Consider the following 26,583-nt stretch of genomic DNA (forward strand, 5'->3'; position numbering starts at 1 on the left):
GCGATTGCCTGGTGTTACGACAGCCTCCCCAATCGTTACTCATGTCGGCAGACGTGTTGTCTACAGCGCCGCGCGGACCTGCTTCCCGACCGCCTCCAGCTCCGCCCGGTCCCGTACCCGCCAGTCCGCCTCGAGGACGAAGCCGTCGTCCGGGTGGCGGGGGATCACGTGCAGGTGGACGTGGGGGATCTCCTGGCCCGCCGCCGCGCCGTCGGCGAGGAACAGGGTGATCCCCTCGGTCCGGATCTCCGTGCGGCGCAACACCGCCGCGAGCTCCTGGGCGATCGTGAACATCCGGGCGCCCGCCTCGGCGGGCAGGTCGGCCAGGCCCTCGGCGTGGGCCCGGGGGAGCACCAGCAGGTGACCGGTGGACACCGGGCGCAGGTCGACGATCGCGACGAACTCGTCGTCCTCGTGCACGAACGTCGCCGGGGCGTCCCCCGTGGCGATCGCGCAGAAGATGCACGTGCCGCCGGGCGTGGTCGTGGGGAGCTGCGGTGGTTTCCTCATGCCGCCGACCGTAGCGGGAAGATCAGCTCGCGGTCAGGTGCGAGGCGGCCCAGTCGGTGAACGACGTCAGCGGGATGCCGAGGTCCCGCGCGAACTTCGGGTCGGCGGGGTGGCCGATCTCGTTCTGCCACTCGTGCCGCAGCGTGAACACCGGCGCGCCGGCCGCCAACGCTTCTTCGGCGGTCAGGTCCGGCGCGGTGAGTTCGGCGCCGAAGGCGCGGGAGAGCACCTCGGCGACGCCCGCCATCGTGCGGCGCTCGCTCGCCAGCTCCAGCTCGACGCCGTCGAAGCGGGCCGGGTCGGCGAAGGCCGCCGCGGCCGCCGCGCCGATGTCGTCGACCGCGATCAGCGCGAGTTCCGTGTCCGGCTTGATGATCGTGACGATCCCGCCATCGACCCCGTGGGGGAGCAGGAACGACGGCGGGAGGAAGTTCTCCATGAAGAACCCCGGCTTCAGCACCGTCCAGTGCGCGAAACCGGCCTCGCGGACGCGGTCCTGGATCGCGGTCTTCGTCTCGAGGTAGTGCTCCATCGACTTCCAGCGGCCCTCGTCCCAGCCCGGCGAGGTGCGGTGCTGCCCGGCGCCCGAGACCGACGTGTGCACGAACTGCGGTACCCCCGCGTCCCGGGCGGCGTCGACCAGGTTGCGGCCCTGGACCCACTCGGAGTCGCCTTCGAGGTCGGTCATGTCAGGCATTTGCACGGAGAACACGCCGCGCACGCCCTTGAGCGCCGGGCCGAGCGAACCGGGGTCGTACAGGTCGCCGGTGACGAGCTCGGCGCCGAGCGCCCGGACGGCTTCGGCGCGTTCGGTACCGGGGTCGCGGACCAGCGCGCGGACTTCGACGCCCGCGGCGAGCAGGGCACGGGCGGTGGCGCCACCCTGCTTGCCGGTGGCTCCGGTGACGAGGACGGGGGACATGGGGACTCCTTCGACAGCTAAGTGGCGGGGCCCGCCACTTCGTGTCCGCTACGATAGCCACTAAGTGGCGGCCCCCGCCACTTCCAGTTTTCCGGGAGGTGCTCGTGCCGCGTTCCGACGCCCAGCGCAACTACGCGCGGATCCTCGCGGTGGCGGCGCAGGAGGTCGCCGACCACGGCGCGGACGCGTCGCTCGAGCAGATCGCCCGCACCGCCGGGGTGGGGTCCGCAACCGTGCGGCGCCACTTCCCGAGCCGGCGCGCGCTGCTGGACGCCGTCTTCCGCGAGCGCGTCGACGCACTCGACGGCCGTGCCCTCGAGCTGGCCGATGCCGACGACCCGCGGGCCGCGTTGCTCGACTGGCTCACGGCGTTGACCGAGTACGCCGCTTCCGCGCGGGGCATGGCCGCGGCGCTGATCCAGGACGAGGAACCGGACCGTGAACACGTCTGCGTCCGGCTCACGGACGCCGGTGCACCGTTGCTGCGCCGGGCGATCGCGGCGGGCGCGGTGGCGGCCGGGGTGACGTCGGCGGACCTGGTCGCGGTGGTGACGGGCATCGTGCTGGCGACCGAGCACGGGCGTGACCCGGCCGGGGAAGCCCTGCGGCTGCTGGGATTGGCGGTGCGGGGGATCAGCCCGTCATGAGAAGTTGTACGCGGCGGTCAGCCAGCCGCGGACCTCGTCGTCCACATCGGACACCTCGCGCAGGCTCACCCGGTGCCCGACCCGCGCTCCCGTGGTGCCCCACGCCGGGCGGATCCGGGCCGTCTCGACCGGGCCCGGCAGGAACAGGTACAACAGGACATCGCGGGAGCGCGGGCGCACCTCGGCGAGCTTGCTGTCGCGCTTGAGGAACACGCCGACCTTGACGGCGTCCTCGTGGAACTCGCCGAGGGTGCGCAGGTGCGCGGCGATCGCGTCGTATATCGCGCGCTGCGCCGGGGAACGCCCGGCGAAGGTGTCGTCGACCGTGCAGCCCGGCACGCAGGTGTGCCCCTGACCGGCGCGCGCGAACTCGCGATCACAGCGCGGGCACGTCCACCGGGTCGGCACGCCGCCTCACCTCGCGCCGGTGAGCTGGCGGGAAAGTGCGCGGCGCGCCCGGTCCGCGGCGCCGTCCTCGCCGATCCGCAGCGCCGTGTTGGTCGCGAGGAGGACGGCGTCGAGTTCGAACGCGGCGAGGTCGGCGTCGCCGTTCCCGGCCGCGCGCAGCTCCGCGGCGAGGAGGGCGCGCCACGTCCGCCGCTGGCTCGTCAGCGTGTCGCGGACCGGGCCGGGCCGGCCGTCGAAGTCGGCGAGGTTCGCCGCCCAGAAGCAGCCGCCGGGGAAGAGCGGCGCCGACGCGTAGTCGAGCCACCGCTCGACCAGCTCTCGCAGTCGAGGCGCGCCGGCGGGTGCGGTGAACGCCGGGCTGACGACGGCTTCGGCGAACGTGACGGCCGCGCACTCGGCCGTCGCGAGCTGCAGCTTCTCCTTGGTGCCGAACAGGGTCTGGATCCCGCTCTTGCTCAGGTCGAGGTCTGTGGCGAGGCGCCCGAGGCTGAGCCCGGTCAGCCCCTCCAGCGACGCCACGTCGACGGCGTGGCGCAGGATCGTCCGCCTCGTGCGGGCGCCACGCAGGAGCCGCAGGTCCGTCGTCTCACTCATCGACGGCCATCCTGCCACGCGTCTTGTCAAATACGTACGTACGGTCGTATGTTTTGTTGATGGACGGAGATCGGATGTTCGAGCTGGCCCAGGAGCTGGCCGTCGCGAAAGGCCGCCGGGACGTGGCCGCGGCTCTCGCGTTGTGTCACCCGGACATGGTGCTGGAGACGCCCGCCTTCGGGACGGCGGCGCAGGGGATCGCGGCGAACGAGAAGGCCCTGACGAGGTTCTTCGCGTCCTTCCCGGACTACGAAGTCACCTTGCGGGGCCACGCGGACGACGGTGAGACGCTCGTCTGCTGGGGGACCGCGCGGATGACCATGACCGGCGACCGCTTCGGCGTCGTGCCGGCCGGCGGCCGCGCCGAGCTGCCGGTGTTCCTCGAGTTCGGCTTCCGCGACGGGCTGATCGCCCGCGAGCGGTTCTTCTTCGACCTCTCGGAACTGTGCGCCCAGTCGGGCGTCTCGACCGACGCCGTCCGGGCGAAGCTGCCCGCCGGAGGTGGCGCGTGAGTGCCGACGCGCGGGTCGAGCCGGTCGCGGAGATCGCGACCGAGCCGCTGTTCGACATGGTCGTGGACCTGGACCCGCCGCTCGACCTCGGTGACGGGCGGATCCTGTTCGGCGCCGCCGGGGGCTCGTTCACCGGCCCGCGGCTGCGTGGCGAGGTGCTCGCCGGGGGCGGCGACTGGACGTGGTTCCGACCCGGCGGCGCGATGACCCTGGACGTCCGCCTCACGCTGCGCACCCACGACGGCGCCCTGCTGCTCATGACCTACGGCGGCCGCCGGGCCGGCGACTACTTCCGGACGACGCCGGTGTTCCAGACGGGCTCGGCGGACTACGCGTGGCTCAACGACGTCGTCTGCGTCGGTTCGGGTTACCTGGTCGACGGCGGCGTCGCCTACGGGGTTTCACTGGTGCGCTGAGCCGCCGGCCAGGTACCGCTGGATCGTCGGGGCGATCTCCTCGACGATCTCCGCCGGGGTCAGGGCGACCACCGGCGGCAACCGCAGGACGTACCGGGTCAGCGCCAGGCCGAACAGCTGGGTCACGACGAGCCCGGCGCGGCGGGGCGCGTCGGCCGGGGCGCCGAACCGCAGGACCGCCGGGGTCACCTGGCCGGCGAACACCTCGCGGATCTTCTCGACGACGGCGTCGTCGGCCACGGCCGAGCGCAGCAGCGTCAGCAGGATCTCGTCGGTCGGCGGCTGCTCCCAGAGCACGAGGAACTGCCGAGTCAGCAGCTCGCCGACCGTGGCCGGGTCGGCTTCGCCCAGGTCGGGCAGGTCGAGCGCGACGTCCACGGCCGCCGCGAACAAGCCGTCCTTGCTGCCGTAGTACCGCATCACCATCGACGGGTCGATGCCCGCGTCCGCCGCGATCGAGCGGATCGTCGCGCGGCGGAAGCCGTCGGCGGCGAACCGGCGGCGGGCCGCGTCGAGGATGGCCGCGCGGGTGGCGTCGGACCGGCGGGGGGAGGGCTCGGCACTCATGCCAACAAGTGTAGGCCAACACTGGTTGACAAGCCAGCACGCTGGTGCTTACGTGGATGCCAACAGTTGTTGGCAAACCCGAGGAGACCGTCATGGACCTGCCCGCCCGCACCGACGTCCTGATCGCCGGAGCCGGCCCCGCCGGGCTCGCCGCCGCGCTCGCGCTGGCCGAGGCCGGGATCGACTTCGTGCTGCTCGACCGCCAGGCCGAGGGCGCGAACACGTCCCGGGCCTGCGTGATCCACGCCCGGACGCTCGAGGTGCTCGCCGAGCTCGGCGTCACCGAACGGCTGAAGGAGCTGGGCGTCGTGGTCCCGACCTTCACCGTCCGCGACGGTGCGACGGTGCTGGCGCGGGTGCCGTTCGGCGGGCTGCCCACCGCGTACCCGTACACGCTGATGGTGCCGCAGGACCGGACCGAAGCGGTGCTGCTGCAGCGGCTGCGCGAGGCCGGCGGCGACGTCCACCGGCCGTACGAGGTCACCGCCGTCGCGGGTGATGACACGGGCGTCACGGTCACGACGACTGGCGGCACGGTGCGCGCGAAGTACGTGATCGGGGCCGACGGCATGCACAGCACCGTGCGCGAGCAGGCCGGGATCGGCTTCACCGGCGCGTCGTACGGCGAGTCGTTCGTGCTCGCCGACGTCCGGATGAGCTGGCCGCTGGACCGCGCGGAGGTCAGCCTGCACCTGTCACCGGAAGGGGTGACGGTGGTCGCGCCGCTGCCCGGCGCGGACGACCACTACCGGCTGGTGGCGACGGTCGCCTCCGCCGCCGAGAAGCCGGGCATCGAGGACATCCAGTCCATTGTGGACAAGCGCGGCCCGGAGGGGGCGCGGTCGCGGGTGACCGAGGTGCTGTGGAGCTCGCGGTTCCGGGTGCACCACCGGGTGGCCGACCACTACCGCGCGGGCCGGGTCCTGCTGGCCGGCGACGCCGCCCACGTGCACAGCCCGGCCGGCGGCCAGGGCATGAACACGGGCATCCAGGACGCGGTGGTGCTGGGCCGCCTGCTGGCCCGGGTGGTCACCGGCGAGCCGAACGCGCTCCTGGACACCTACGAGCAGACGCGCCGCCCGGTGGCGACGGGCGTGGTCGCGTTCACCGACCGCATGACCCGCCTGGCGACGCTCCGCCCCCGCCCCGCGCGCCTGCTGCGCAACACGGTGATGAAGCTGGCCTTCGGCCTGCCTCCGGTGCGCTCGAAGATGGCCTACCAGCTGGCCGAACTGGCGGCCCGCTGACCTTCCCGCGCGCGATGCCCCGCCAGACACACGCGATGCCCCGGGAATCACCGCGATGCCCCGCTAGGCACGCGAGTTCCGGCCTCGGACACGCGAGTTCCGCTGGGAGTTCACGCGAGACCCGCCGGGAATCATGTGAGTTCGGGCATCGGGCACGCGAGGCCCAGATCGGGTTCAGCAAGTCCGGTTCTAGCCACGCGAGTTCCGGGCTCGAGCACGCGAGGTCCGCCGGTAACCACGCGGGATCAGGTGTCGGACAGGCGAGGTCTGGTTCGAGCGCGCGAGCTGCGGCTGCTGGCCCGCGAGATCCGCTGCGATTCACGCGATTTCTGAATTCAGGCACGCGAGTTCCGCCGGATCACGCGGGATCCGGCTTCGGGCGGACGAGGTCCGGTTCGAGCACGTGAGTTGCGGCTGCTGGCCCGTGAGTTCTGCTGCGATTCACGTGAGTTCCGGGTTCGGGCACGCGAGTTCCGCCGGGAGTCACGCGGGCTCCGGCTTCGGGCGGGCGAGGTCCGGTTCGAGCGCGTGAGTTGCGGCTGCGACCCGTGAGATCCGCTGCGATTCACGTGAGTTCCGGGCTCGGGCACGCGAGTTCCGCCGGAAATCACGCGGGAACCGGCTTCGGGCAGGCGAGGGCCGATTCGAGCACGCGAGTGGCGGCTACCGGTCCGTGAGTTCTGCCGCGAATCACGTGAATTCCGGCCTCGGTACGCGAGTTCTGCCGGAAATCACGTGAGACTTCTCCGGGAATCACGCGGGTCCGGCGCTGATCCGCGAGACCCACCGTGAAACCCGCGAGTTCCGGCTTCCGGCACTCGGGTACCAGTGCCAGACCGGCCGGGAGTCACGTGAGTTCCGCCTTCAGGCACGCAATCCGCAGGGAATCACCCAAGAGTGGCCCCGAATCCGACCCGACCTCACCGAGTCGGGGGAACGATCCCGTACTCGTGGATTTTCCGGTAAATCGTCGCCCTCGAAATCCCCAGCAGCTTCGCCGCGCGGACCTTGTTGCCGTCCGCGTCCTCCAGGCACCGGACGATCGCGTCACGCTCTATGGACTCGAAGCGGTTCAGCGGCCTGCGCGTCACCGCGTGGAACTCGGCCGGGAGGTCGCCCGGGCGGATGGTGCCTGCTCGGCGGCGCTGGGCCACCTTGCGCAGCACCTGGTACAGCTGCCCGGTGTTGCCCGGCCACTCCGCCCGCATCAGCAGGTGCAGCGCCGCCGCCGAGCAGGTGAGCCTGCCGCCGTAGCCGAGTTTGCTCAGGACCAGGGGGACCAGCTCGGCCAGGTCGTCGACGTGGTGGCGCAGCGGGGGCACGCGCACCGTCCGGGGGAAGAACTTCAGCAGCTCCGCCAGCGCGGGCTTGGTCTCGGCGCCCGGGGCCAGCGTCGCCACGACCCACGGGGCGTCTTCGCGTTCACGGAGTTCGCGCAGCACCGCGGCCAGCGCCGTCGCGGCGGCGACCGTCAGGCGGTCGGCGTGGCAGATCACCAGGGTGCGGATCGGGGTCTCGGCGTGCTCACGCAGCAGTGCGGCCGTCCAGTCCGGGCCGGTCGTGACCGCCGCGTCGACCGTCAGCAGGCGGGCGGCGGGGTGGTGGCGCTGGTGCAGGCCCTTGGCCAGGGTCAGCTTGCCCGTGCCGGGCTCACCTTCGAGCGCGACCCATTCGCCGCGCTGGAGGCCCGCGTCCAGCTCGTGCCCGCAGCGCAGCCACAGCGGCGCCGAGCCGACGACGCCCGGCAGGTACATCGGCAGCATCGGGGTCGACGCGGCCAGCGTCTCCTCGGCCTCGATCAGCTTCACCGACAGCACGCCGCCCGCGGTGTCCGTCTCGCGCTGGCCCGGTACGCGGCGGCAGTACACCCGTACGCGCAGGCCACTCGAAAGGGCGAGCATCGCCGACGTCCGCTGGCCGTCGGCCAGTGCCTCGGTCGCGTAGCCCAGCAGCAGCGACTGGTCGGCCGGGTCGAGCAGCTGCCGCGCCCGGTCGTTCATCATCACGATGTCGTCGTTGAACGCCAGCACGATGCCGGTCCAGCGGCGGCAGGTCTGCAGGTAGGCCTGGAAGAGGATCATCTCGCGCAGGTCGCTGTGGCGCAGCAGCGCCTGCCGGATCTGCTCGGCGGTCGAGCGGGCCAGCGCGATGAGCAGGCCGCCCGCGTCCTTGTACCAGCAGGTCAGGTCGACCGCGCCGATCTTCTTGCCGGAGATCGGGTGGTGGATCGGGACGCCGGCGCAGGCGAGGTTCTCCAGGTGCTCGGCGTAGTGCTCGTGGCCGAACACCGTGGTCGCGCGGCCGTCCTCCAGCGCGGTGCCGATCCCGTTCGTGCCGACCGACTGCTCGCCGTAGCTGAACCCGGGGACCAGCTCGACGCGCTCGAGGTGCCGCCGCAGGTCGCCGTCGCCCGTCCGCTGCGTCAGCACGACGCCGTTGGCGTCGGTGAGGATGAGGCTGATCGGCTGGCCGTCGAACTGCTCGCTCAGCTTGCCCAGCACCGGCTCCGCGCCGCGCATCAGGGGGATGTCGAGGTTCTGGTCGCCGAGGTACAGCGGGTCGATCCGGTCGGCCTCGACCTGGAACTCCCGCGACCGCCGCCACGAGGCGAGGATGGTCTGCCGGACGGTGCCGGCCGGAACCTGCTCGGCGGTGAGGAACCGCACCCGGGTCCGGGCGAGCTCGTCGTCGGCGAGCAGCATGCCGGGCACCTTGTCGTCCACGCAGACCTCCTGAATCCCGCGGCCCACGTGGGTGCGGGCACACCCGTTGTGCCGCCCGTCCAGCCTAAGCGCGTTAGGCCTTTCACGGTGTCTCAAATTGAGACGCTCCGGGCTGCCGGGCGGCGGTGCGATGGACGGATCGGGACCTCGTGTCCGCCCATCCACCAGGAGGTGTGCCAGTGGCCGCCGATTCCGGGGAGACCTACAACCCGTGGACGATCGTGAACCTGGTTTTCACGCATCTGGCCGAGCAGGGCCTGCATCCGGTGTTCGGCGGTGAAGGACACCCGGGTGAACCGGCGGCGGCGCTGCTGCGCGCGCTCGGCATCACACCGACCGTCGAGGGAGACGCGCGGGTGCGGAACGGCGTTCAAAACGAGCTCGCCGATCTGCGCGCCCGGATGTTCAGCGAGCGTGAAGAGCCCTGAGCAGCGGTTCTGTCTCAGATTGAGACCCGCGTCACCACCGCCCGCCCCTTGAATGGTGAGCGCAGGACGTGCGCCCCGCATCCCCCGGCCGGGAGGGGAGCCGCTCGGCCGCCGTAGGCAGGAGCCACGGATAAGGAGTGATCCATGAGTCGCCAGAGTGTGGCGAAAGCCCACCAGAAGATCCAGGAACTGTCGTGGGAACCGGCGTACCACACCCCGGTTTCGCACTACGGGACCGACTACACCTTCCAGAAGGCCAAGAAGAAGGACCCGCTGAAGCAGGTCCTCCGTTCGTACTTCCCGATGCAGGAAGAAAAGGACCACCGGGTCTACGGCGCCGAGGACGGCGCGATCCGCGGCAACATGTTCCGCCAGGTGCAGGAACGGTGGCTGGAATGGCAGAAGCTGTTCCTGAGCATCATCCCGCTGCCGGAGATCTCCGCGGCGCGGGCGATGCCGCTGCTGTTCCGCACGGTGCCCAACCCGGAACTGCACAACGGCCAGGCGATCCAGATGATCGACGAGGTCCGGCACTCGACGATCCAGCAGAACCTCAAGCGCCTGTACATGCAGAACTACATCGACCCGGCGGGCTTCAACTCGAGCCTGCGCAACTTCCAGAACGACTACTGCGGCACCATCGGCCGTCAGTTCGCGGAAGGCTTCATCACCGGTGACGCGATCACCGCGGCCAGTATTTACCTCACCATCGTGGCGGAGACGGCATTCACCAACACGCTGTTCGTCGCGATGCCGGCCGAAGCCGCTGCGAACGGCGACTACCTGCTGCCGACGGTGTTCCACTCGGTGCAGTCGGACGAGTCCCGGCACATCAGCAACGGCTACGCGACGCTGCTGATGGCGTTGTCGGACGAGAGCAACCACCAGCTGCTCGAGCGCGACCTGCGGTACGCGTGGTGGAACAACCACGCCGTCGTCGACGCCGCGATCGGCACGTTCATCGAATACGGCACGAAGGACCGCCGCAAGGACCGGGAAAGCTACGCGGAGATGTGGCGCCGGTGGATCTACGACGACTACTACCGCAGCTACCTCGTCCCGCTCGAGAAGTACGGCTTGGTCATTCCGCACGACCTCATCGAGGAGGCGTGGAACCGGATCTGGAACAAGGGCTACGTCCACGAGGTCGCGCAGTTCTTCGCCACCGGGTGGCTCGCCAACTACTGGCGCATCGACCCGATGACCGATGAGGACTTCGAGTGGTTCGAGTACAAGTACCCCGGGTGGTACGACAAGTACGGCGCCTGGTGGGAGAACTACAGCCGGCTCGCGACGCCGAACGGGCACCACCCGATCGTCGCCGAGGACGTCGACTACGTGTACCCGCACCGCTGCTGGACGTGCATGGTGCCGTGCCTCATCCGCGAGGACATGGTGGTCGACGAGGTCGACGGCCAGCACCGCACGTACTGCTCGGAGACGTGCCGCTGGACCGACGCCGAGGCGTTCCGGCCCACCTACCAGGGCCGCAACACCCCGAACATGGGCAAGCTGGTCGGCGCCCGCGAGTGGGAGACGCTCTACCACGGCTGGAACTGGGCCGACGTCGTCACCGACATGGGCTTCGTGCGCGACGACGGCAAGACCATGGTCGCGCAGCCGCACCTCGACCTGGACCCGAAGAAGATGTGGACGCTCGACCACCTGCGCCGGATGCCCGAGGTGCAGTCGCCGAACGTGCTGCTGAACCAGATGTCCGCCGAGGAGCGCGCCGCGTTCGTGGCCGACTACAACCGCCAGGGCCCGGCCGGGCGCCCGGCACCGCAGAAGGCCTGACGCGCGACCACAAGGGGCGGCACTTTCACGTGAAAGTGCCGCCCCCAGGTGGGCACTTTCACGGGAAAGTGCCGGAACGGGACGGGGCTGGCATGTCAGAGAAACACCGCGTCCGGTTCGAGCCGGTCGGGATCGAGATCGACGTCGCCGAGGAGCAGACCATCCTGCGCGCCGCCGCCGAGCAGGGCGTGATGCTCATGCACGGCTGCAAGGAAGGGCAGTGCGCGGCCTGCAAGTCGTTCATCCTCGACGGCGACGACGTCGAACACGACAAGTACTCGACCTTCGCGTTGCCGGACTACGAAAAGGAGGAGGGTTTCACCCTGCTGTGCCGGGCCCACGCCTACGAAGACCTCACGATCGAGCTCCTCAACTACGACGAGGAGATGATCCAGTCCGGGCTGCCGATCCAGGAGGCCACGGTCGAGGTCGTGTCCAACGACAACGTCACGCACGACCTGCGTCACCTCGTCGTCAAGCTGACGGACCCGGAGCAGTCGCTGAAGTTCTTCCCGGGCCAGTACATGGACTTCGCGATCCCGGACAGCGAGGAGTCCCGGTCGTTCTCGATGGCCAACACCTCGGCACGCGACGGGCTCCTCGAGTTCGTCATCAAGATCTACCCCGACGGGCTGTTCTCCCGGTTCCTGGACGACGATGTCGCGGTCGGCGACCAGCTCCGGATCACCGGCCCGTTCGGGGTGTTCACCCTCCGGGACAACCCGAGCGCGGACCTGGTCTTCGTCGGCGGCGGGGCCGGGATGGCACCCATCCTCGCGCTGCTGCGGACCATGGCCGAGCGCGGGATCGACCGGAAGGCGGCCTTCTACTACGGCGCCCGCCGCCGGCAGGACCTCTGCTTCGAGGCCGAACTGCGGGAGCTGGAGGAAAAACTGCCGAACTTCCGGTACGTCCCGGCGCTTTCCGAGCCGGGTGACGACGACTGGGACGGCGAGACCGGCCTGATCACCGACGTCCTGCGCCAGGCCGGCCTCGACCTGAAAGGTGCCGACGCCTACGTCTGCGGACCGCCGCCGATGGTCGAAGCGGCGCTGGAGCTGCTGCCCGTGCTCGGCGTCCCCGACAAGCGCGTCTTCTACGACAAGTTCACCACCACGGGCGAATCCGACGCCTGACACCAGAGGACGGATCCCATGACAGCCACTTCCGAACGCAGTGTGCCGAAGCCGGCGTTCACCGACGCCGAAGCAGGCGCCAAGGTCTTCCCGGACTCCAGCGCTCGCCAGTACAACTACTTCACCCCGGCCAAGCGCAAGCAGAGTCACTACGAAGACGTCACCGTCGAAGTCCAGCCGGACCCGCGGCACTACCTGTCGCAGGGGTGGCTCTACGCCTTCGCCGACGGCAAGGGCGGTTACCCGCTCGAGTGGACCGCGATGAAGGCGTGGGGGTCCGACCGCCCGGTGCCCGAGCGCAGCCCCGGTTCCGGCGGCAAGGGCTACGACTGGCCCGCGCACGGCTGGCACGAGTTCCGTGACCCCAACGAAGAGTGGGAGCTCACGCTCTACCGGTACAACGCGAACGTCGTGCGCCAGCTCAACCAGAACATCGACGCGGCCCGCCAGGCCAAGGCGTTCGAGCAGTGGAACCCGAACTGGGTCGACTTCGTCGCCAAGCACGTCGGTGCGTGGATGCACGTGGACCACGGGCTCGGCCTGTACCTGTACGCCAACGCCAACCGGCGGGCGCCGACCAACATGCACAACAACGCGATTTCGGTGAACAGCATGCACCGGATCCGCGCGGCGCAGGACCTGGCGCTGTACACGCTGACGCTCACCGAAGAGGTCCCCGGCTTCGACGGTGGCGCGCACCTGGCGACGTGGAACGAGGACCCGGCCTGGCAGGGCGTGCGGGAGACCGCCGAGCAGCTGACCGGGATCTGGGACTGGTGCGAGGCGATCTTCGCCTCGAACATCGTCTTCGAGCCGCTCGTGGGCGAGCTGTTCCGCAGCAACCTGGTGCAGCAGGCCGCGCCGGCCAACGGCGACTTCGTCACCCCGACGCTGATCGGCGCCGAGGAGTTCGACTTCTCCGAGCGCGACCTCCGCTACACCAAGGCGATGTTCGACCTCCTGATCAACGACAAGGAGTTCGCCGACCAGAACAAGGCGCTGGCGCAGAAGTGGCTCGAGGACTGGGTTCCGCGGTGCATCTCCGCCGCCCGCGCCCTGCAGCCCCTGTGGTCGCAGCCCGACGCGAAGCCGATCCGGTTCGAGGACGGCCTCGACCGCGTGAAGAGCCGGTTCGCCGGAATCCTGTCCGATTTGGGTCTCAAAGCACCGGAGGAGCTGGGCCAGTGACCGTCTTCAAAACCTCGGAAAGCCCGTACAAGGTCAACAACACGGCCTCGAACATGTGCGGCTTCACGCTGATGAACAACCAGGTCGGCGCGATCATCGCGGAAGTCATGTCCACCAAGGACAACGTGACCGTGACGCCGCTGCCGTCGATGATCCGCGTCGACGCGAAGGGCCGGACCGACCTGGTCTACGCCGAGGTCGACGAGGCCGCCGGCGAGGAAGAGGGCTGGTTCAACGCGGCCGAGTTCGAGGAGAGCATGTCCACCCACTACGGGCGGATGATCCACGAAGACGACCGCACGATCATGTTCGCCAACCCCGAGGACGCGGCCGAGTACCTCGACTTCGACCTCAAAGTGATCAACAAGTAACAGCAGCAGTAAAGCAGCAGGCAGAGAAGCACTCGATCCGCTCAGGAGGGTCACCCGTGTACGAAAAAGATGGCGAAAAGTATTTCGTAGTTGACGCCCACACCCATTTCTGGGACGCCAGCCCGGACAACTGGGTCAAGGGGCAGGAGGAATACGCCAAGGGGTGGATCGAGTGCTTCCACGCCTACCAGGGCCTCGGCCCGAAGGAGACGCACTGGCCGATCGACCGGTTCCAGAAGTACTCCGAGGAACTGATGATGCACGACCTGTTCGAGGTCGGGCACGTCGACACGGCCATCTTCCAGCCGACGAACCTGCGGCAGTGGTACACGAACGGGTTCAACACGACCGAGGCCGACGGCGCGATGGCCGAACGGCACCCGGGCCAGTTCCTGGTGAACACGACCTTCGACCCGCGTGAAGGCGACGAGGGCATGAAGGCGTTCGAGGAGCGTGTCAAGCGGTACGGCTGCAAGGGCGTCAAGCTCTACACGGCCGAGTGGCGCGGTGACTCCCGCGGCTGGAGCCTCAAGGACCCGGAAGCGGCCAAGTACCTCGAGAAGTGCGAAGAGCTGGGCGTCAAGAACGTCCACATCCACAAGGGACCGACGATCTGGCCGCTCGACAAGGACGCCTTCGACGTGTCCGATGTGGACCACGTGGCGACCAACTTCCAGGGCCTGAACTTCATCGTCGAGCACGTCGGCCTGCCGCGCATCGAGGACTTCTGCTTCATGGCCACCCAGGAGCGGAACGTCTACGCGGGCCTCGCCGTCGTCATCGGCGGCCTGATGCACGCCCGGCCGAAGTTCTTCGCGAAGGTCATGGGCGAGCTGATGTTCTGGATCGGTGAGGACAAGCTGATCTTCGGCGCCGACTACGCCATCTGGGAACCGAAGTGGCAGGTCGAGGGCTTCGTCGACTGGAACATGCCGGGTGACGAGGAACTCTCGGACTTCGCACCGCTCACGGTCGACCAGAAGCGGAAGATCCTCGGCCTGAACGCCGCCCGCCTCTACGACATCGACGTGCCGGAAGAGCTGCGGATCAAGGACCCGGAGAACGTCGAGCCCGTCGGCGTGCCGAACTCATGACGGCTCTTGACGAACGGGGTGTCCGGGCCGGCCACGCCGAAGTGTGGTCTGCCCTGGGCACCGTCCGGGATCCCGAACTGGACGAGCCGCTCACCGATCTCGGCTTCGTGGCCCGCTGCGAGGTGAGCGCGGCGGGCCACGCCCTCATCCGGCTGCGGCTGCCGACCTACTTCTGCGCGCCCAACTTCGCGTTCCTGATGGTCGCGGACGCCTACGACGCCGTCGCCGGGGTGCCGGGCCTGACCGGGCTCGACATCCGGCTCGACGACCACTTCGCCTCCGACGTCATCAACCGCGGGGTCGCGGCGCGGCAGGGGTTCGTCGCGTCGTTCGAGGGCGAGGCCGTCGACGAGCTCGACACGCTGCGCTACGACTTCGTGCGCAAGGCCGTGCTGGCCGGCACCGACCGGGTCTGCCGGACCCTGTCGGGCACCGGGCTGAACCCGGCGGAGCTGACCCTCGGGCAGGTCCCGCCGAGCCCGGACCTCGACCGGCTGCGGGCCCGCCGCCGCGAGCTGGGCCTGCCGTCCGACGACGGCGACCCGTTGCTGCTCGACCCGGCGACCGGGCAGCCGGTCGCGCCGGCCGAGGCGAAACGGCACCTGGCCTTCGCCCGGCTGACCCGCACGAGCATGGAGGCCAACTCGGGCGTGTGCCGCGGCATGCTGCGCGCCCGCTATTCGCTGACGTCAGATGAGGAGGGCACGGGATGAAGGCCGTGCGGCTGCAGAAGTACCACCAGCAACCGGTGATCGAAGAGGTACCGGAGCCGCGCGCCACCGGGCCCTTCGACGTCGTCGTGAAGATCGGCGGCGCCGGCGTGTGCCGCACCGACCTGCACATCATCGAAGAGCAGTGGCGGGACAAGTCGGGTGTCACGCTGCCCTACACGATCGGGCACGAGAACGCCGGCTGGGTGCACGAGGTCGGCGCCGCGGTGACGAACGTCGCGGTCGGGGACACGGTCATCCTGCACCCGACCCCGACGTGCGGGCTGTGCCACGCCTGCCGCGCCGGTGACGACATGCACTGCCCGAACGGGAGCTTCCCGGGCATCGACAGCGACGGCGGCATGGCCGAGTACCTGCTGACGTCGGCGCGGGCGTGCATCAAGCTCGACCCGTCGACCCAGCCCGAGGACGTCGCCGCCCTGGCCGACGCGGGCATCACCGCCTACCACGCGGTGCGCAAGGCCGTCCCGCTGCTGTACCCGGGCACCACCTGCGTCGTCAACGGCGCCGGCGGCCTCGGGCACATCGGCATCCAGTCGCTGAAGGCGCTGACCGCGACCCGCGTGGTCGTGGTCGACCGCAACGCCGACGCGCTGGAGCTGGCGGCCACCCTGGGCGCCGACGAAACCGTGCTGGCCGACGGCAAGCAGGTCGAGGCCGTGCTCGACCTGACCGGCGGCAACGGCGCCGAGGTCGTGCTCGACTTCGTCGCCGAGCAGGGCGCCCAGCAGGACGCCTTCGCGATGACCCGGCGCGCCGGGTCGCAGTTCCTCATCGGCTACGGCAGCAACATCGACATCCCGACCATCGACATCATCTCCACCGAGCGCAACGTCATCGGCAACCTGGTCGGCACCTACAACGACCTCGTCGAGCTGATGGTGCTGGCGCAGGCCGGGAAGGTCACGCTCCACACGAAGAAGTACCCGCTGGACGCGGCTCTCGACGCACTCGCCGACCTCGATGCCGGACGCGTGCGCGGTCGGGCCATCCTCACACCCTAGGAGCAGGAAACATGGCGAAGGAACTGCGGTTCGGCTCGGACGCCCGCGACCTGCTGCTGGCGGGCGTCGACAAGCTGGCCGAAGCGGTCAAGTCCACCCTCGGCCCCAAGGGCCGCAACGTGATCATCGAGAAGATCACCGGTTCGCCGGTGGTCACCAACGACGGCGTCACCATCGCCCGCGAGATCCACCTGAAGAACCAGTTCGAGAACATGGGCGCGCAGCTGGTCAAGGAAGCGGCGATCAAGACCAACGACGTCGTCGGCGACGGCACCACCACCGCCACCGTGCTCGCCCAGGCGATCGTCCACGAAGGCATGCGGGCGATCTCGGCCGGCGGCAACCCGGTGCTCGTCAAGCGCGGCATCGACCACGCCGTCGGGCTTCTGGTGGCGTACCTGGAGAAGCAGGCGCACCCGGTGGTGTCCGAGGCGGACTACGCGCGGGTCGCGGCGATCTCGGCGAACGACGACGACACGGTCGGCGCGGTCATCGCGAAGGCCCTGCACACCGTCGGCGACGGCGGTGTCGTGACGGTCGAGGAGTCGCCGGCGATCGGGATGAGCGTCGACTTCGTGGAGGGCTTCGAGTTCGACAACGGCTACCTCTCGCCGTACCTGGTCACCGACCCGGGCCGGCTCGAGGCGGTGCTCGACGACCCGTACATCCTGATGTCGGCGGAGAAGATCACCAAGGTGCAGCAGCTGATGCCGTTGCTGGACAAGGTGATGCGGGCCCCGCGGCCGCTGGTGATCATCGCGGAGTCGATCGAGGGCACGGCGCTGTCCATGCTGGTGCACAACCACGTGAACGGCACCTTCCAGTCGGTGGCCGTCCGCGCGCCGGGGTTCGGCGACCGGCGGCTGCACAAGCTGGAGGACCTCGCGGCGATCGTCGGCGGCGCGGTGCTGTCGAAGACGTCCGGCTTCAGCATGGAGACGATGACGCTGGAGCACCTCGGCCGGGCCAAGCAGGTCCGGGTCACCGCGAACAACACCACGATCGTCGGCGGTGGCGGTACCTCCGACGCCGTCGAGTTCCGGGTCGGGCAGCTGCGGGCGGAGCTGGAGCGCGCGCAGTTCGGCGTCGACGAGGACGTGCTGACCGAACGGATCGGCGCGCTGACCGGCAAGGTCGCGGTCGTGCGCGTCGGGGCGGCCACCCCGGCCGAGCTCAAGGAGCTGCAGCACCGGGTCGAGGACGCGCTGTCCGCGACCCGGGCGGCGATGGCCGAGGGCATCGTGGCCGGCGGGGGAGCGGCGCTCCTGCACGCCGAGAAGGCCCTGGAAGGCCTGGGGCTGGAAGGCGACCAGGCGATCGGGGTCGAGATCGTCCGCCGGGCGCTGGCGGAACCGGCGTTCCTCATCGCCCACAACGCCGGGCACCCGGCGCACGAGATCGTCGCGCGCACCCGGGAGCTCGGCTCCGACGAGGGCTTCGACGCCCTGAACGACCAGTTCGGCGACATGATCGCCCTGGGCGTCGTCGACCCGCTGCGGGTGTGCCGCTCAGCGATCCAGAACGGCGCTTCGGTGGCCGGGCTGCTGCTGACGACGAACTCGCTGATCGCCGAGGAAGCGACGCCGTGGGGTGGCAGCGCGGCGCTGATGACCGAGTTCGGCCCGCTGGACGAGGGGCTGCACCAGCCTTCGCCCGACGCCAGCACGCCGCAGTCGCTCGGGATGGGCCCCTCCGTCGGCTGATCTCGGGCCCGCGGAGTGCGGGGTCTCCCCACCGGTGTCCTGAGCACCGGTGGGGGACCTTCGCGGCGTGCAGGGTGCGCCCGGTGCTGTCACCCTGGTGATCATGACGCACCACACGCTCGTCCAGACCCTCGCGACGGTCCAGGACTTCGAGGCCAAGGGTTTCCTCGGCACCGTCGGCAAGATCGCCGCGGCGACGGTCATCTTCTTCATCGTGATCGGCCTGATCGTGGGTCTGCTGCTCGGCTTCTTCGTCGGCCGCTCGGTGGGCCGCAAGCAGGGCCCACGCTGAGCCGGCACCCGTGTCGTCCCGGCAATCACACGTGATGCCTCCCCAATCACGGGTGATGCCCCTTCAATCACGCGTGATGCCGCCTGGATCACGCGTGATGCCCGGTTGAGCACGGGTGCAGCCCGGTGCGGCGGGCGATCGTGGCCAACACAGTGCCCGGAGCGGCCAACACACCAGCGCGAGGTCAGGAGACCAGGCCGTGGCGGGCCAGCTCGTGGCCGGCCAGGGTGGCGATGACCTCCTTGTCCCGCGCCCGCCAGCCCGTCGCGATCTCGCCGGACTTGGCGAGACGGCGCAGGGGCTGCGTGGTCAACGCCCGCAGCGCCAGCAGGTCCAGGCCCTCGTCGCCCAGCGCCCGCAGCTGGGCGGCCGCCGAGGCTCGGCGGGCGAAGTGCCAGCGCATCGGGAGCCACGTCGCGATCAGTGTCAGGATCGGCAGCGCGATGATGATCGCCGCCATCCACCAGGCCAGGTTCTCGACGGCTTCGATCTGCCAGCGGCCCGCGTTGGCGAACTTGTTCCCGACGTCCGAGCCGCCGTGCAGCGCCTTGGCCAGCGCATCGCCGATCAGCGGGATCCCGTCGGCCGAGTTCGCGGCCGAGTCGAACGTCCCGGTCAGCCCGGTCCCGGCGCTCACGAGCCCGTCGCCGGGCGCGCGCAGCTTCATGACCTCGTCGTACACCGTGGTTCCCAGCCACACCGCGAACACGACGAGCAGCAACGCCAGCAGGTCGCTGACGAGCTGGGCGGTGCGGCGGATGGGCCGTTCGGCGTAGAACTGCATCGGGACGCCTTTCGCGGTGGGGGAGCGCGGGCCACGGCAACGTACCCGCGCACCCCCGGGGCGAACCGCGCTAGGTCCGGACGACCTCCGCGAGGCCGGTCAGCGCCGCCGGCAGCGGCTCCCGGTGCAGGACGCCGAGGCGTTGTGTCGCCCGGGTGAGCGCGACGTACAGGTCGGCCGCGTTGTCGGCCAGGATCCTCGCCGGTTCCACGACCAGGACCGCGTCGAACTCCAGGCCCTTCGTCTCCGACGCCGGCACCGTGCCCGGCACTCCCGGCGGCCCGATCACGATGCTGGTGCCCTCACGGCCGGCTTCGTCCCGCACGAACTCCTCGACGGCCGCGGGCAGTTCGTCGTCGGTGACGTGCCTCGACCACGGCGGGACGCCGCACGCGCGGACCGACTCCGGCGGCCGCACGCCGGGCGCGAACTCGGCGAGCACCGCGGCGGCGACCGCCATGATCTCGGCCGGGGTGCGGTAGTTCACCGTGAGCGAACGGTAGACCCAGCGGCCGGGCACGTACGGCGCCAGCACGTCGTCCCACGCCCGCGCCCCGGCCGCCGACCGGCGCTGCGCGAGGTCGCCGACCACCGTGAACGACCGGCCCGGGCAGCGCCGCATCAGCACCCGCCAGTCCATTTCGGACAGTTCCTGGGCCTCGTCGACGACGACGTGGCGGTAGGTCCAGTCCCGGTCGGCGGTGGCGCGTTCGACGAGGCTGCGCGTGTCGGCCACGACGAAGCGGTCGGCCAGGTCCTCGGCGTAGAGCAGGTGTTCGGCGGACAGCATGACGTCCTCGTCCATCTCCTCCCGGTCGAGCTTCATCGTCTGGAAGACGCCTTCGGCGTACTCGGCTTCGGCCTTCCGCTCCCGCGCCACCGCCGCGTCGGCCGCCTTCTCGGCCGTCTTGTCGTGGCCGAGCAGGTCGACCAGCTCGTCGAGCAGCGGGACGTCCGAGACGGTCCACGCGGCGCCGTCGGCGCGCAGCAGCGACTCGTCGGCTCCGGCCGCCTTCAGGCGCTCCGGGGACTGATACAGCTGGGCCAGCAGGGTTTCCGGCGTCAGGACCGGCCAGAGCTGCTCGAGCGCCGCGGTGAACTGCTCGTCGGCCGCCAGCTCGCCGAGCAGGTCCTTCCGCAGCGACTCCCACTCCGCCTTGTCGTCCCGGGACAGCCAGCCGCGCCCGATCCGGCCCATCGCGCGTTCGGTGAGCACGTAGGTGACGATGTCGGTGAACACCGCGCGGGCCTCGTTGTGCGGCTGCCCGCTGTCGCGCGCCTCCTGCCGGGCCCACTCCGCCGTCTCGGCGTCGATCCGGACGGTGACGTCGCGCAGGGCGATCGGCAACGGCTCCTCCGGCAGCCGCTGCCGGTCGGCGACGGCCGCCGCGAGGACGTCGAGGATCTTCAGGGAACCCTTGAGCCGCGCGGCTTCCGGCTCGTCCTCGGCCGTGACGTCCAGGCCGGGCACAAAACCGCCGGTGGTCGTGAAGACGACGTCGGTCTCGCCCAGCGACGGCAGGACGCGGCCGATGTGGCTGAGGAACGCCGGGTTCGGCCCGACCACCAGGGCGCCGTGCCGTTCCATCCGCTCGCGCTGGGTGTAGAGCAGGTAGGCGACGCGGTGCAGCGCCACCACCGTCTTCCCGGTGCCCGGCCCGCCCTCGATCACCAGGACGCCGGGGTGGTCGAGCCGGATGATCTCGTCCTGCTCGGCCTGGATCGTCGCGACGATGTCGCGCATGCCCTCCCCGCGCGGCGCATTGATCGCCGCGAGCAGCGCCGCGTCACCCTGGTCGCCCTCGGCCGGGCGGCCGAGCACCTCGTCGGTGAACCCGAGCACCTGCCGCCCGCGCGTGTGGAATTGGCGCCGCCGTCGCATGTCCTCCGGGTTCGCGCCGGTGGCGGTGTAGAACGCGCGCGCCGCCGGTGCCCGCCAATCCAGCAAGACCGGCTGGTAGTCGTGCTCCTCGTCGAACAGGCCGATCCGGCCGATGTAGGAGCGCTCGCCCGCAATCGTGTCCATCCGGCCGAAGCACAGCCCGTTGTCGACGACGTCGAGCCGTTTCGACTCCCGGCCCAGCGCGCGCACCCCGACGTCGCGTTCCATCGCGCCGAGGCCCTTGCCACCCAGCGCCGCCTGGTATTCGCCCTGCACCCGCGCGCGCTCGGCGTCGAGCCGCGTGTAGAGCCCGGCGACGTACTCGCGCTCGGACCCCAGTTCTTCGTCATACCCCGGTGCTGACACGGTCCCCCTTCTCCTCCCCGAACCACTTCCGCAACACGGCGGGCAGCTGTGCCTCGTCTTCCCCGGCCCAGACCACGTGCCCGTCCGGGCGCAGCAGCACCGCGGGCACGTCCAGTTCCTCGCTGACGTCGACGACGTGGTCGACCCGGTCCGCCCAGCCCGCGACCGAAAGCCGGCCGGTCTGGTCGAGCAGCAGCCCGCGGCCGTCGTGCATCCGGTCGTAGAGCCGCCCGTCCTTGAGCGCCACGTCCCGCAGCCGGCGGCCGAGCAGGCCGGGCCCGTCGCCGAAGTCGTAGCGGATGCCGACCGCGATGATCTGCTCGGTCAGGTACCGGTTCACGTCCTCGAAGTCCATCAGCTTCGTCAGCAGCTGCCGCACGGCCTGCGGACCCGCGTCCAGTGACGTCAGGTGCATCTGCGCGCGGGTGTTGACCAGGACGTCGGTGGCGACCGGGTGCCGCTCGGCCTCGTAGGTGTCGAGCAGGTCCGCCGGCGCCGAGCCGCGGACCTCGGCGGCCAGCTTCCAGCCGAGGTTGAACGCGTCCTGGAGGCCGAGGTTGAGGCCCTGGCCGCCCATCGGCGGGTGGATGTGGGCGGCGTCGCCGGCCAGCAGGACCCGGCCGACCCGGTACCGCTCGGCCTGCCGGGTGGCGTCACCGAAGCGGGAGAGCCAGCGCGGCGAGTGCACCCCGAAGTCGGTGCCGGCCGTGGCCCGCAGCTGCCGCTTGAACTCCTCGAAGCCCGGTGGCGCCGAGCGGTCTTCGGCCACCCGGTCGGCGGGGACGACGAGGCGGTACAGCCCGTCGCCGATGGGCCCGACCCCGAACCGCTTCTGGGTCTTGCGGATCTCGGTCATCACCGCGGTGAGCGTCTCGGGGTCCTCGGTCAGCTCCATCTCGCCCAGCAGCGTGTCGACGCGGGTGGGCTCGCCGGGGAAGGCGACGCCGAGCAGCTTGCGCACCGTGCTGCGGCCGCCGTCGCAGCCGACGACGTAGCGCGCCCGCAGCCGCGTGCCGTCGGCCAGGTCGACGGTCACCCCGTCGTCGTCCTGGGCCAGCCCGGTGACCTCGCAGCCACGCCGGATCTCGACGTCCAGCTCGTCGGCGCGCTCGTTCAGCAGGCGCTCGGTGACGGGCTGCAGGATGCTCAGGACGTACGGGTGCGAGGTGTCCAGGTGCGCGGGCTGCGGCTTGCTGATCCCGGCGAAGAACCCGTTGAGCGGGTACTTCTTGCCGAGCGCGAGGAACCGGTCCAGCAGCCCGCGCTGGTCCAGCACCTCGATGGTGCGCGCGTGGATGCCGAGCGCGCGCACCACCGGCGACGGCTGCGGCTCCCGCTCCAGCACGAGCACGTCCACACCCTGCAGCCGCAGCTCACAGGCCAGCATGACGCCGGTCGGGCCGCCACCGGCCACGATCACGTCGACCACGGATCCCCCTTTGACATCGTCGAAAGAATCGTTCACGCGAGCGCCTTTTCGTGCTCGACGGCGTCGAGGAGCAGCCGCGCGGCGAACTGCGCGCCGTCGGTGCGGATCGTGCCCGCCACCGCGGCCGCGCGAGCGCGGGTCTCCGGCGCCAGGGCCGTCCGGAGCGCGGCCGAGAGCGACTCGACGGTGGGCGCCGGGCCGTCGTGCGCGACGCCGATGCCCAGGTCGGCCACCCGTCCCGCCCAGTACGGCTGGTCCGTCGCCTGCGGCACCACCACCTGGGGCACGCCGGCCCGGGTGGCCGTCGTCGTGGTGCCCGCGCCGCCGTGGTGCACCACCGCGGCGCACCGGCCGAACAGCGCCTGGTGGTTGACCTCGCCGACGACGAAGCAGTCGTCCCGCTCGTCGGCCGCGCCCAGGTCGGCCCAGCCCTGAAGGACGAGGACCCGGCGCCCCTGTGCGCGAACCGCCTCGACGGCCACGCCCGCGACGTCCGCCGCCGCGTGCATCGGCATGCTGCCGAAGCCGACGTAGACCGGCGGGGTGCCCGCGGCCAGGAACGCCTCGAGGTCGCCGGGCAGCGGCCGGTCGTCCGGCACGATCCACGCGCCGGTCTGCGTGACGTTCAGGCCGGTGGGCCGCCACGGGTCCAGGACCGGGTCCGTCGCCAGCCACGGCCGGTCGCCGATGACGAAGTCGCGGACGCCCTCCACCGGGGGCAGGCCGTTCGCCTCCCGGTTGGTGTTGAGGGCGGCCTCGAACAGCTCGTCGACGCTTTCGGCGTCCAGCCCCCACAGCAGCCCGTTGTCGGTCACCCCCGGCGGGTGCGGCCGCCCCGCGTAGGCCAGCGGCGGGTGGTGCGGCGACGGCAGCGTGGACTTCTGGAAGGCCACGAACACCGACGGGATCCCCAGCAGCTCGGCCACCGACAGCGCACCGGCCGCGGTCGGCAGCATGCCGGTCGCCACCACCACGTCACAGCCCTCGGCCGCGGCCGGGAGCACCTCGAACTGCGCCGCGATCAGCTGCGCGGCGCGCTCCGGCAGCGACGACGGCGGCGGGGCCGCCTGGGTCAGCTCCCGGGCCGACGGGCCGACCGGCACGAAATCCACCCCGACGCCGGCCAGCCGCCGCGCGAAGTCCTCGTCCGACGGCGCGCACACCCGGACCTCCGCGCCGAGGGCCCGCACCGCCACCGCGAGCCCTGCCAGTGGTTCGACGTCTCCCCGCGAACCGTAGGTCGACAACAGCACACGCACTCGCAAAACCCCCGTTTGTTCGGAACCCGTAGCCGCAGTTCACGGCTACGGCCGATGATTCTGCGGCACGACCGGGGTCTTGCCACAAGCCCTGGGGTGCGGTATACGTTTAATATGGAAGGGAGTGGTTCTTCCTCCTGCCCTCCTCGCGGAACTCTCCGCACCTCCAGCATGGTTCTTCGTACCGCCGGTCGTCGAGTGGCGCGTTCCTGATCACCTGAACGACGGATCCCCGGTCGGGTCGAGTCGATCTATGACGCCCGTCATAGTGTGCGCCCGGCCGGACTGTGCTCCCATGGAGTTATGACAGCCGTCATAGACATTCGGGAGCTGGGCGACCGCCCAGTGGACCGGGAGTGCGTGGCCGCGCTGGTCGCGGCCTGTTCGCCGGGCAGTCTCCGGCGGCGCTTCATGATGGGCGGCCCGGCCGAACCGGGCGAGATCTTCCGGCGCTACCAGCGGTTCCTGCTCGCCGGCCCACCCGGCGGCGTCGCGCTGCTGGCCACGTCCGGCGGGATTCCGGTGGGGCTGCTCAACTTCGTCGCGGAGGTACCGGGGACGGCCGAGCTCGGCGTCCTGGTCGCCGATTCCTGGCAACGGCGGGGGATCGCGAGCGCGCTCAGCCGGTGGCTGTGGGCGTCCGGGCGGTGGCCGGAGTGGACGGTGCGGGCCACCGTCCAGGCCGGGAACACCGGCGCCGAGGCGCTGCTGCTGCGGCAGGGTTTCCGCCCGGTGCCCGCCTACGAGCGCGGCGAGCGCGACTTCGCGCTGGTCGTGCCCGGCTGGGCTACCATGACGAGTGTCATGAAGGAGGCAGTCGATGACGAGGACGCCGCGCGAGCGGATCGTGCTGAGCGCCGCGCAGCTGGTGCGGATCCAGGGCGTCGGGGCGACCGGCATGCGGGACGTGGTCGCGCACGCCGAGGCGCCGCGGGGGTCCCTGCAGCACTACTTCCCGGGCGGTAAGGACCAGCTGATCGCCGAAGCCGTCGCCTGGGCCGGGGGTTACGCCGCCCGCCGCGTCGCGCGGGTCGCGGCCAAGCTCGAGGATCCGACGCCGGGCCAGCTGTTCGCCGCCATGGCCGCGCAGTGGCGCGACGAGTTCACCACGACCGGCTTCGACGCGGGCTGCCCGCTGGTGGCGACGGTCGCGGACGCGGCGGCCACGAGCGACAGCCTGCGCGACGCCGTCGGCAAGGCTTTCGAGGGCTGGCAACGGCCCCTGGCCGAGACGCTGGAGCAGTTCGGCGTGCCGTCGGCGCGCAGCGCGTCGCTGGCGGTGCTCATGCTGAGCACCCTGGAGGGCGCGATCGTCCTGGCGCGGGCGCACCAGGACGTCGCGCCGCTGGACACCGTGGTCGAGGAGCTGCGGCCCCTGCTCGACGGCGCCGTGGACCGGCGCCGCCGCCGGGCGTCCACTGTGGACTAGAGGTCGCGGAAGAACTCTCGGATGTCCTGCACCAGCAGCTCGGGCGCCTGGAGCGACGCGAAATGGCCGCCGGTGTCGTACTCCTTCCAGCGGGTGATCGTGTTCGACAGCGCCGCGAGGCCGCGGATCGCGTGGTCGCCGCGGAAGTTCGTCACCGACGTCGGGACCCCGGACGGCGGCGGGCGCTCGCCCCAGCCGTCCTGGCCCGCCTCCAGGTAGAGGCGCGCGGCCGAGCCGGCGGTGCCGGTGAGCCAGAAGATCGTCACGTTCGCCAGGATCGCGTCGTGCGAGACCGGCGCCTGCGGGGTGGCCGTGGGATCCCAGTCGACGAACCATTCGAGGTTCCACGCCAGCTGCCCGGCGGGGGAGTCGTTGAGCGCGTAGGCCAGGGTCTGCGGCCGGGTCGCCATCTGCGTGGCGTAGCCGGAATGCGCGTACCACCACACCTGGTTCTCCTGCGCCCGCTTGCGGTCCTCTTCGGACAGTCGCTCGAGGTCGCCGGGCGCGGTCGGGACTCCGGCGTTCGCGACGGCGTTGACGTGCACGCCGAGGACTTCCGAGGGGGCCGTCCGGCCCAGCTCGGGCGAGACGATGCTGCCGAAGTCGCCGCCCTGGGCGCCGTAACGTTCATAACCCAGGCGCCGCATCAGCTCGGCCCACGCCCGCGCGATCCGGCGGGTGTTCCAGCCCGGCTCGTTCGTCGGCCCGGAGAAGGCGAAGCCCGGCACCGACGGTGCGACGACGTGGAACGCGTCCGCCGGGTCGCCCCCGTGGGCCCGCGGGTCGGTGAGCGGGCCGAGGACGTCCAGGAAGTCGGCCACGGTGCTCGGCCAGCCGTGGGTGAGGATCAGCGGGGTTGCGCCGGGCTCGGGGGAGCGGACGTGCAGGAAGTGCACCCGCTGGCCGTCGATCGTGGTCGTGAACTGCGGAAACGCGTTGAGCCGGGCCTCCTGCGCGCGCCAGTCGAAGCCCGACTGCCAGTACTCCACCAGCTCGGCCAGGTACGGCTCGCTCACGCCGTACGCCCAGCCGGCGCCGGGCAGCTCGCCGGGCCAGCGGGTGCGGGCGAGCCGGTGGTGCAGCTCGTCGAGGTCGGCCTGCGGGACGTTGATGCGGAAGGGGTCCATGGCCGTAGCCTCGCGCA

The 26,583-nt window shown here is 70.9% G+C and carries 27 protein-coding genes; 16 read left to right on the top strand and 11 right to left on the bottom strand.

Features of this window, described 5'->3' with window-relative positions; all coding sequences use genetic code 11:
* Positions 1 to 60: 60 nt before the first annotated feature.
* A complete protein-coding gene (locus ACIOD2_RS01825) occupies positions 61 to 510 on the bottom strand; it encodes an HIT family protein (RefSeq protein WP_400533140.1) in 450 nt (149 codons plus the stop codon).
* A 22-nt stretch (positions 511 to 532) separates the two neighbouring features.
* Positions 533 to 1,432 carry an NmrA family NAD(P)-binding protein gene (locus ACIOD2_RS01830; protein ID WP_400533142.1) on the bottom strand — a complete coding sequence of 300 codons (900 nt, stop codon included), beginning with the start codon at positions 1,430 to 1,432 and terminating at the stop codon, positions 533 to 535.
* A 104-nt stretch (positions 1,433 to 1,536) separates the two neighbouring features.
* On the opposite strand from ACIOD2_RS01830, the gene ACIOD2_RS01835 reads away from it, so the two are divergent.
* Positions 1,537 to 2,079 carry a TetR/AcrR family transcriptional regulator gene (locus ACIOD2_RS01835; RefSeq protein WP_400533144.1) on the top strand — a complete coding sequence of 181 codons (543 nt, stop codon included), beginning with the start codon at positions 1,537 to 1,539 and terminating at the stop codon, positions 2,077 to 2,079.
* On the opposite strand, the gene ACIOD2_RS01840 is transcribed toward ACIOD2_RS01835, so the two are convergent.
* On the bottom strand, positions 2,074 to 2,487 hold the full coding sequence (locus tag ACIOD2_RS01840; protein ID WP_400533146.1) for a DUF5655 domain-containing protein: 414 nt from the start codon (positions 2,485 to 2,487) through the stop codon (positions 2,074 to 2,076). The two genes, ACIOD2_RS01835 and ACIOD2_RS01840, sit on opposite strands and share 6 nt — an antisense overlap.
* Positions 2,488 to 2,493: 6 nt before the next feature.
* Entirely contained in the window at positions 2,494 to 3,081 is a 588-nt protein-coding gene (locus ACIOD2_RS01845; protein WP_400533148.1) for a TetR/AcrR family transcriptional regulator, read from the bottom strand.
* A 59-nt stretch (positions 3,082 to 3,140) separates the two neighbouring features.
* Here ACIOD2_RS01845 and ACIOD2_RS01850 point away from each other — a divergent pair, with 59 nt between their 5' ends.
* Together ACIOD2_RS01850 and ACIOD2_RS01855 are read left to right on the top strand one after the other, a co-directional pair.
* On the top strand, positions 3,141 to 3,593 hold the full coding sequence (locus ACIOD2_RS01850; protein ID WP_400533150.1) for an ester cyclase: 453 nt from the start codon (positions 3,141 to 3,143) through the stop codon (positions 3,591 to 3,593).
* Entirely contained in the window at positions 3,590 to 4,009 is a 420-nt protein-coding gene (locus tag ACIOD2_RS01855) for a DUF3237 domain-containing protein (protein WP_400533152.1), read from the top strand. Before ACIOD2_RS01850 ends, ACIOD2_RS01855 begins: the two co-directional genes overlap by 4 nt.
* On the opposite strand, the gene ACIOD2_RS01860 is transcribed toward ACIOD2_RS01855, so the two are convergent.
* Positions 3,995 to 4,576 carry a TetR family transcriptional regulator gene (locus tag ACIOD2_RS01860; protein ID WP_400533154.1) on the bottom strand — a complete coding sequence of 194 codons (582 nt, stop codon included), beginning with the start codon at positions 4,574 to 4,576 and terminating at the stop codon, positions 3,995 to 3,997. The genes ACIOD2_RS01855 and ACIOD2_RS01860 overlap by 15 nt on opposite strands.
* A 92-nt stretch (positions 4,577 to 4,668) precedes the next feature.
* On the opposite strand from ACIOD2_RS01860, the gene ACIOD2_RS01865 reads away from it, so the two are divergent.
* Positions 4,669 to 5,823, top strand: coding sequence for an FAD-dependent monooxygenase (locus ACIOD2_RS01865; RefSeq protein WP_400533156.1), 1,155 nt, complete (start codon positions 4,669 to 4,671; stop codon positions 5,821 to 5,823).
* Between the two features lie 920 nt (positions 5,824 to 6,743).
* On the opposite strand, the gene ACIOD2_RS01870 is transcribed toward ACIOD2_RS01865, so the two are convergent.
* On the bottom strand, positions 6,744 to 8,525 hold the full coding sequence (locus ACIOD2_RS01870; protein ID WP_400535373.1) for a sigma-54-dependent Fis family transcriptional regulator: 1,782 nt from the start codon (positions 8,523 to 8,525) through the stop codon (positions 6,744 to 6,746).
* A gap of 200 nt (positions 8,526 to 8,725) precedes the next feature.
* On the opposite strand from ACIOD2_RS01870, the gene ACIOD2_RS01875 reads away from it, so the two are divergent.
* The 10 genes from ACIOD2_RS01875 (at position 8,726) to ACIOD2_RS01920 (ending at position 18,290) form a co-directional block, all read left to right on the top strand.
* The gene (locus ACIOD2_RS01875) at positions 8,726 to 8,974 is read left to right on the top strand and encodes a hypothetical protein (protein ID WP_400533158.1); all 249 of its coding nucleotides are present in this window, start codon (positions 8,726 to 8,728) and stop codon (positions 8,972 to 8,974) included.
* A 144-nt stretch (positions 8,975 to 9,118) separates the two neighbouring features.
* Positions 9,119 to 10,771, top strand: coding sequence for a methane monooxygenase (locus tag ACIOD2_RS01880; protein WP_400533160.1), 1,653 nt, complete (start codon positions 9,119 to 9,121; stop codon positions 10,769 to 10,771).
* A gap of 92 nt (positions 10,772 to 10,863) precedes the next feature.
* Positions 10,864 to 11,907 carry an NADH:ubiquinone reductase (Na(+)-transporting) subunit F gene (locus ACIOD2_RS01885; protein WP_400533162.1) on the top strand — a complete coding sequence of 348 codons (1,044 nt, stop codon included), beginning with the start codon at positions 10,864 to 10,866 and terminating at the stop codon, positions 11,905 to 11,907.
* A gap of 18 nt (positions 11,908 to 11,925) precedes the next feature.
* Positions 11,926 to 13,095 carry a toluene hydroxylase gene (locus tag ACIOD2_RS01890; RefSeq protein WP_323331076.1) on the top strand — a complete coding sequence of 390 codons (1,170 nt, stop codon included), beginning with the start codon at positions 11,926 to 11,928 and terminating at the stop codon, positions 13,093 to 13,095.
* Positions 13,092 to 13,466: a propane 2-monooxygenase effector subunit MimD gene (gene mimD / locus ACIOD2_RS01895; protein WP_247052564.1), complete on the top strand. Its 375-nt coding sequence runs from the start codon at positions 13,092 to 13,094 to the stop codon at positions 13,464 to 13,466. Before ACIOD2_RS01890 ends, mimD begins: the two co-directional genes overlap by 4 nt.
* Before the next feature lie 56 nt (positions 13,467 to 13,522).
* The gene (locus ACIOD2_RS01900; protein ID WP_400533164.1) at positions 13,523 to 14,560 is read left to right on the top strand and encodes an amidohydrolase family protein; all 1,038 of its coding nucleotides are present in this window, start codon (positions 13,523 to 13,525) and stop codon (positions 14,558 to 14,560) included.
* Positions 14,557 to 15,273, top strand: coding sequence for an iron-sulfur cluster assembly protein (locus tag ACIOD2_RS01905; protein ID WP_400533166.1), 717 nt, complete (start codon positions 14,557 to 14,559; stop codon positions 15,271 to 15,273). The genes ACIOD2_RS01900 and ACIOD2_RS01905 overlap by 4 nt, the downstream gene beginning before the upstream one ends.
* Complete coding sequence (locus ACIOD2_RS01910; RefSeq protein WP_400533168.1) at positions 15,270 to 16,295, top strand: NAD(P)-dependent alcohol dehydrogenase; 1,026 nt, start codon at positions 15,270 to 15,272, stop codon at positions 16,293 to 16,295. Before ACIOD2_RS01905 ends, ACIOD2_RS01910 begins: the two co-directional genes overlap by 4 nt.
* An 11-nt stretch (positions 16,296 to 16,306) precedes the next feature.
* Positions 16,307 to 17,998, top strand: coding sequence for a chaperonin GroEL (groL, locus tag ACIOD2_RS01915; protein WP_400533170.1), 1,692 nt, complete (start codon positions 16,307 to 16,309; stop codon positions 17,996 to 17,998).
* A gap of 103 nt (positions 17,999 to 18,101) precedes the next feature.
* A complete protein-coding gene (locus tag ACIOD2_RS01920) occupies positions 18,102 to 18,290 on the top strand; it encodes a hypothetical protein (RefSeq protein ID WP_400533172.1) in 189 nt (62 codons plus the stop codon).
* A 184-nt stretch (positions 18,291 to 18,474) separates the two neighbouring features.
* Here ACIOD2_RS01920 and ACIOD2_RS01925 read toward each other — a convergent pair whose 3' ends face one another.
* The 4 genes from ACIOD2_RS01925 to ACIOD2_RS01940 form a co-directional block, all read right to left on the bottom strand.
* The gene (locus ACIOD2_RS01925) at positions 18,475 to 19,074 is read right to left on the bottom strand and encodes a hypothetical protein (RefSeq protein ID WP_400533174.1); all 600 of its coding nucleotides are present in this window, start codon (positions 19,072 to 19,074) and stop codon (positions 18,475 to 18,477) included.
* A gap of 70 nt (positions 19,075 to 19,144) precedes the next feature.
* Entirely contained in the window at positions 19,145 to 21,322 is a 2,178-nt protein-coding gene (gene helR, locus ACIOD2_RS01930; protein WP_400533176.1) for an RNA polymerase recycling motor ATPase HelR, read from the bottom strand.
* Positions 21,303 to 22,751 carry a rifampin monooxygenase gene (gene rox, locus ACIOD2_RS01935; protein ID WP_400533178.1) on the bottom strand — a complete coding sequence of 483 codons (1,449 nt, stop codon included), beginning with the start codon at positions 22,749 to 22,751 and terminating at the stop codon, positions 21,303 to 21,305. Before rox ends, helR begins: the two co-directional genes overlap by 20 nt.
* A gap of 32 nt (positions 22,752 to 22,783) precedes the next feature.
* On the bottom strand, positions 22,784 to 24,010 hold the full coding sequence (locus ACIOD2_RS01940) for a glycosyltransferase (protein ID WP_400533180.1): 1,227 nt from the start codon (positions 24,008 to 24,010) through the stop codon (positions 22,784 to 22,786).
* Positions 24,011 to 24,313: 303 nt separating this feature from the next.
* Between ACIOD2_RS01940 and ACIOD2_RS01945 the strand changes: the two genes are divergently transcribed.
* A complete protein-coding gene (locus tag ACIOD2_RS01945; protein WP_400533182.1) occupies positions 24,314 to 24,976 on the top strand; it encodes a GNAT family N-acetyltransferase in 663 nt (220 codons plus the stop codon).
* Positions 24,918 to 25,439, top strand: a complete 522-nt coding sequence (locus tag ACIOD2_RS01950; protein WP_400535375.1) for a TetR family transcriptional regulator C-terminal domain-containing protein — start codon at positions 24,918 to 24,920, stop codon at positions 25,437 to 25,439. The genes ACIOD2_RS01945 and ACIOD2_RS01950 overlap by 59 nt, the downstream gene beginning before the upstream one ends.
* Here the strand turns inward: ACIOD2_RS01950 and ACIOD2_RS01955 are convergent.
* A complete protein-coding gene (locus tag ACIOD2_RS01955) occupies positions 25,436 to 26,566 on the bottom strand; it encodes an epoxide hydrolase family protein (protein ID WP_400533184.1) in 1,131 nt (376 codons plus the stop codon). The two genes, ACIOD2_RS01950 and ACIOD2_RS01955, sit on opposite strands and share 4 nt — an antisense overlap.
* Between the last annotated feature and the right edge of the window lie 17 nt (positions 26,567 to 26,583).

It is taken from the genome of Amycolatopsis sp. NPDC088138, from assembly GCF_044741685.1.
Lineage (GTDB): Bacteria > Actinomycetota > Actinomycetes > Mycobacteriales > Pseudonocardiaceae > Amycolatopsis.

Coding starts and splice junctions, on each gene's coding strand:
- ACIOD2_RS01955 (WP_400533184.1), bottom strand. CDS start 26,566: ATGGACCCCTTCCGCATCAACGTCCCGCAGGCCGACCTCGACGAGCTG.
- ACIOD2_RS01850 (WP_400533150.1), top strand. CDS start 3,141: ATGGACGGAGATCGGATGTTCGAGCTGGCCCAGGAGCTGGCCGTCGCG.
- ACIOD2_RS01925 (WP_400533174.1), bottom strand. CDS start 19,074: ATGCAGTTCTACGCCGAACGGCCCATCCGCCGCACCGCCCAGCTCGTC.
- ACIOD2_RS01885 (WP_400533162.1), top strand. CDS start 10,864: ATGTCAGAGAAACACCGCGTCCGGTTCGAGCCGGTCGGGATCGAGATC.
- groL (WP_400533170.1), top strand. CDS start 16,307: ATGGCGAAGGAACTGCGGTTCGGCTCGGACGCCCGCGACCTGCTGCTG.
- ACIOD2_RS01920 (WP_400533172.1), top strand. CDS start 18,102: ATGACGCACCACACGCTCGTCCAGACCCTCGCGACGGTCCAGGACTTC.
- ACIOD2_RS01945 (WP_400533182.1), top strand. CDS start 24,314: ATGACAGCCGTCATAGACATTCGGGAGCTGGGCGACCGCCCAGTGGAC.
- ACIOD2_RS01910 (WP_400533168.1), top strand. CDS start 15,270: ATGAAGGCCGTGCGGCTGCAGAAGTACCACCAGCAACCGGTGATCGAA.
- ACIOD2_RS01905 (WP_400533166.1), top strand. CDS start 14,557: ATGACGGCTCTTGACGAACGGGGTGTCCGGGCCGGCCACGCCGAAGTG.
- ACIOD2_RS01870 (WP_400535373.1), bottom strand. CDS start 8,525: ATGCTGCTCGCCGACGACGAGCTCGCCCGGACCCGGGTGCGGTTCCTC.
- ACIOD2_RS01825 (WP_400533140.1), bottom strand. CDS start 510: ATGAGGAAACCACCGCAGCTCCCCACGACCACGCCCGGCGGCACGTGC.
- ACIOD2_RS01830 (WP_400533142.1), bottom strand. CDS start 1,432: ATGTCCCCCGTCCTCGTCACCGGAGCCACCGGCAAGCAGGGTGGCGCC.
- ACIOD2_RS01865 (WP_400533156.1), top strand. CDS start 4,669: ATGGACCTGCCCGCCCGCACCGACGTCCTGATCGCCGGAGCCGGCCCC.
- ACIOD2_RS01880 (WP_400533160.1), top strand. CDS start 9,119: ATGAGTCGCCAGAGTGTGGCGAAAGCCCACCAGAAGATCCAGGAACTG.
- ACIOD2_RS01845 (WP_400533148.1), bottom strand. CDS start 3,081: ATGAGTGAGACGACGGACCTGCGGCTCCTGCGTGGCGCCCGCACGAGG.
- ACIOD2_RS01890 (WP_323331076.1), top strand. CDS start 11,926: ATGACAGCCACTTCCGAACGCAGTGTGCCGAAGCCGGCGTTCACCGAC.
- ACIOD2_RS01860 (WP_400533154.1), bottom strand. CDS start 4,576: ATGAGTGCCGAGCCCTCCCCCCGCCGGTCCGACGCCACCCGCGCGGCC.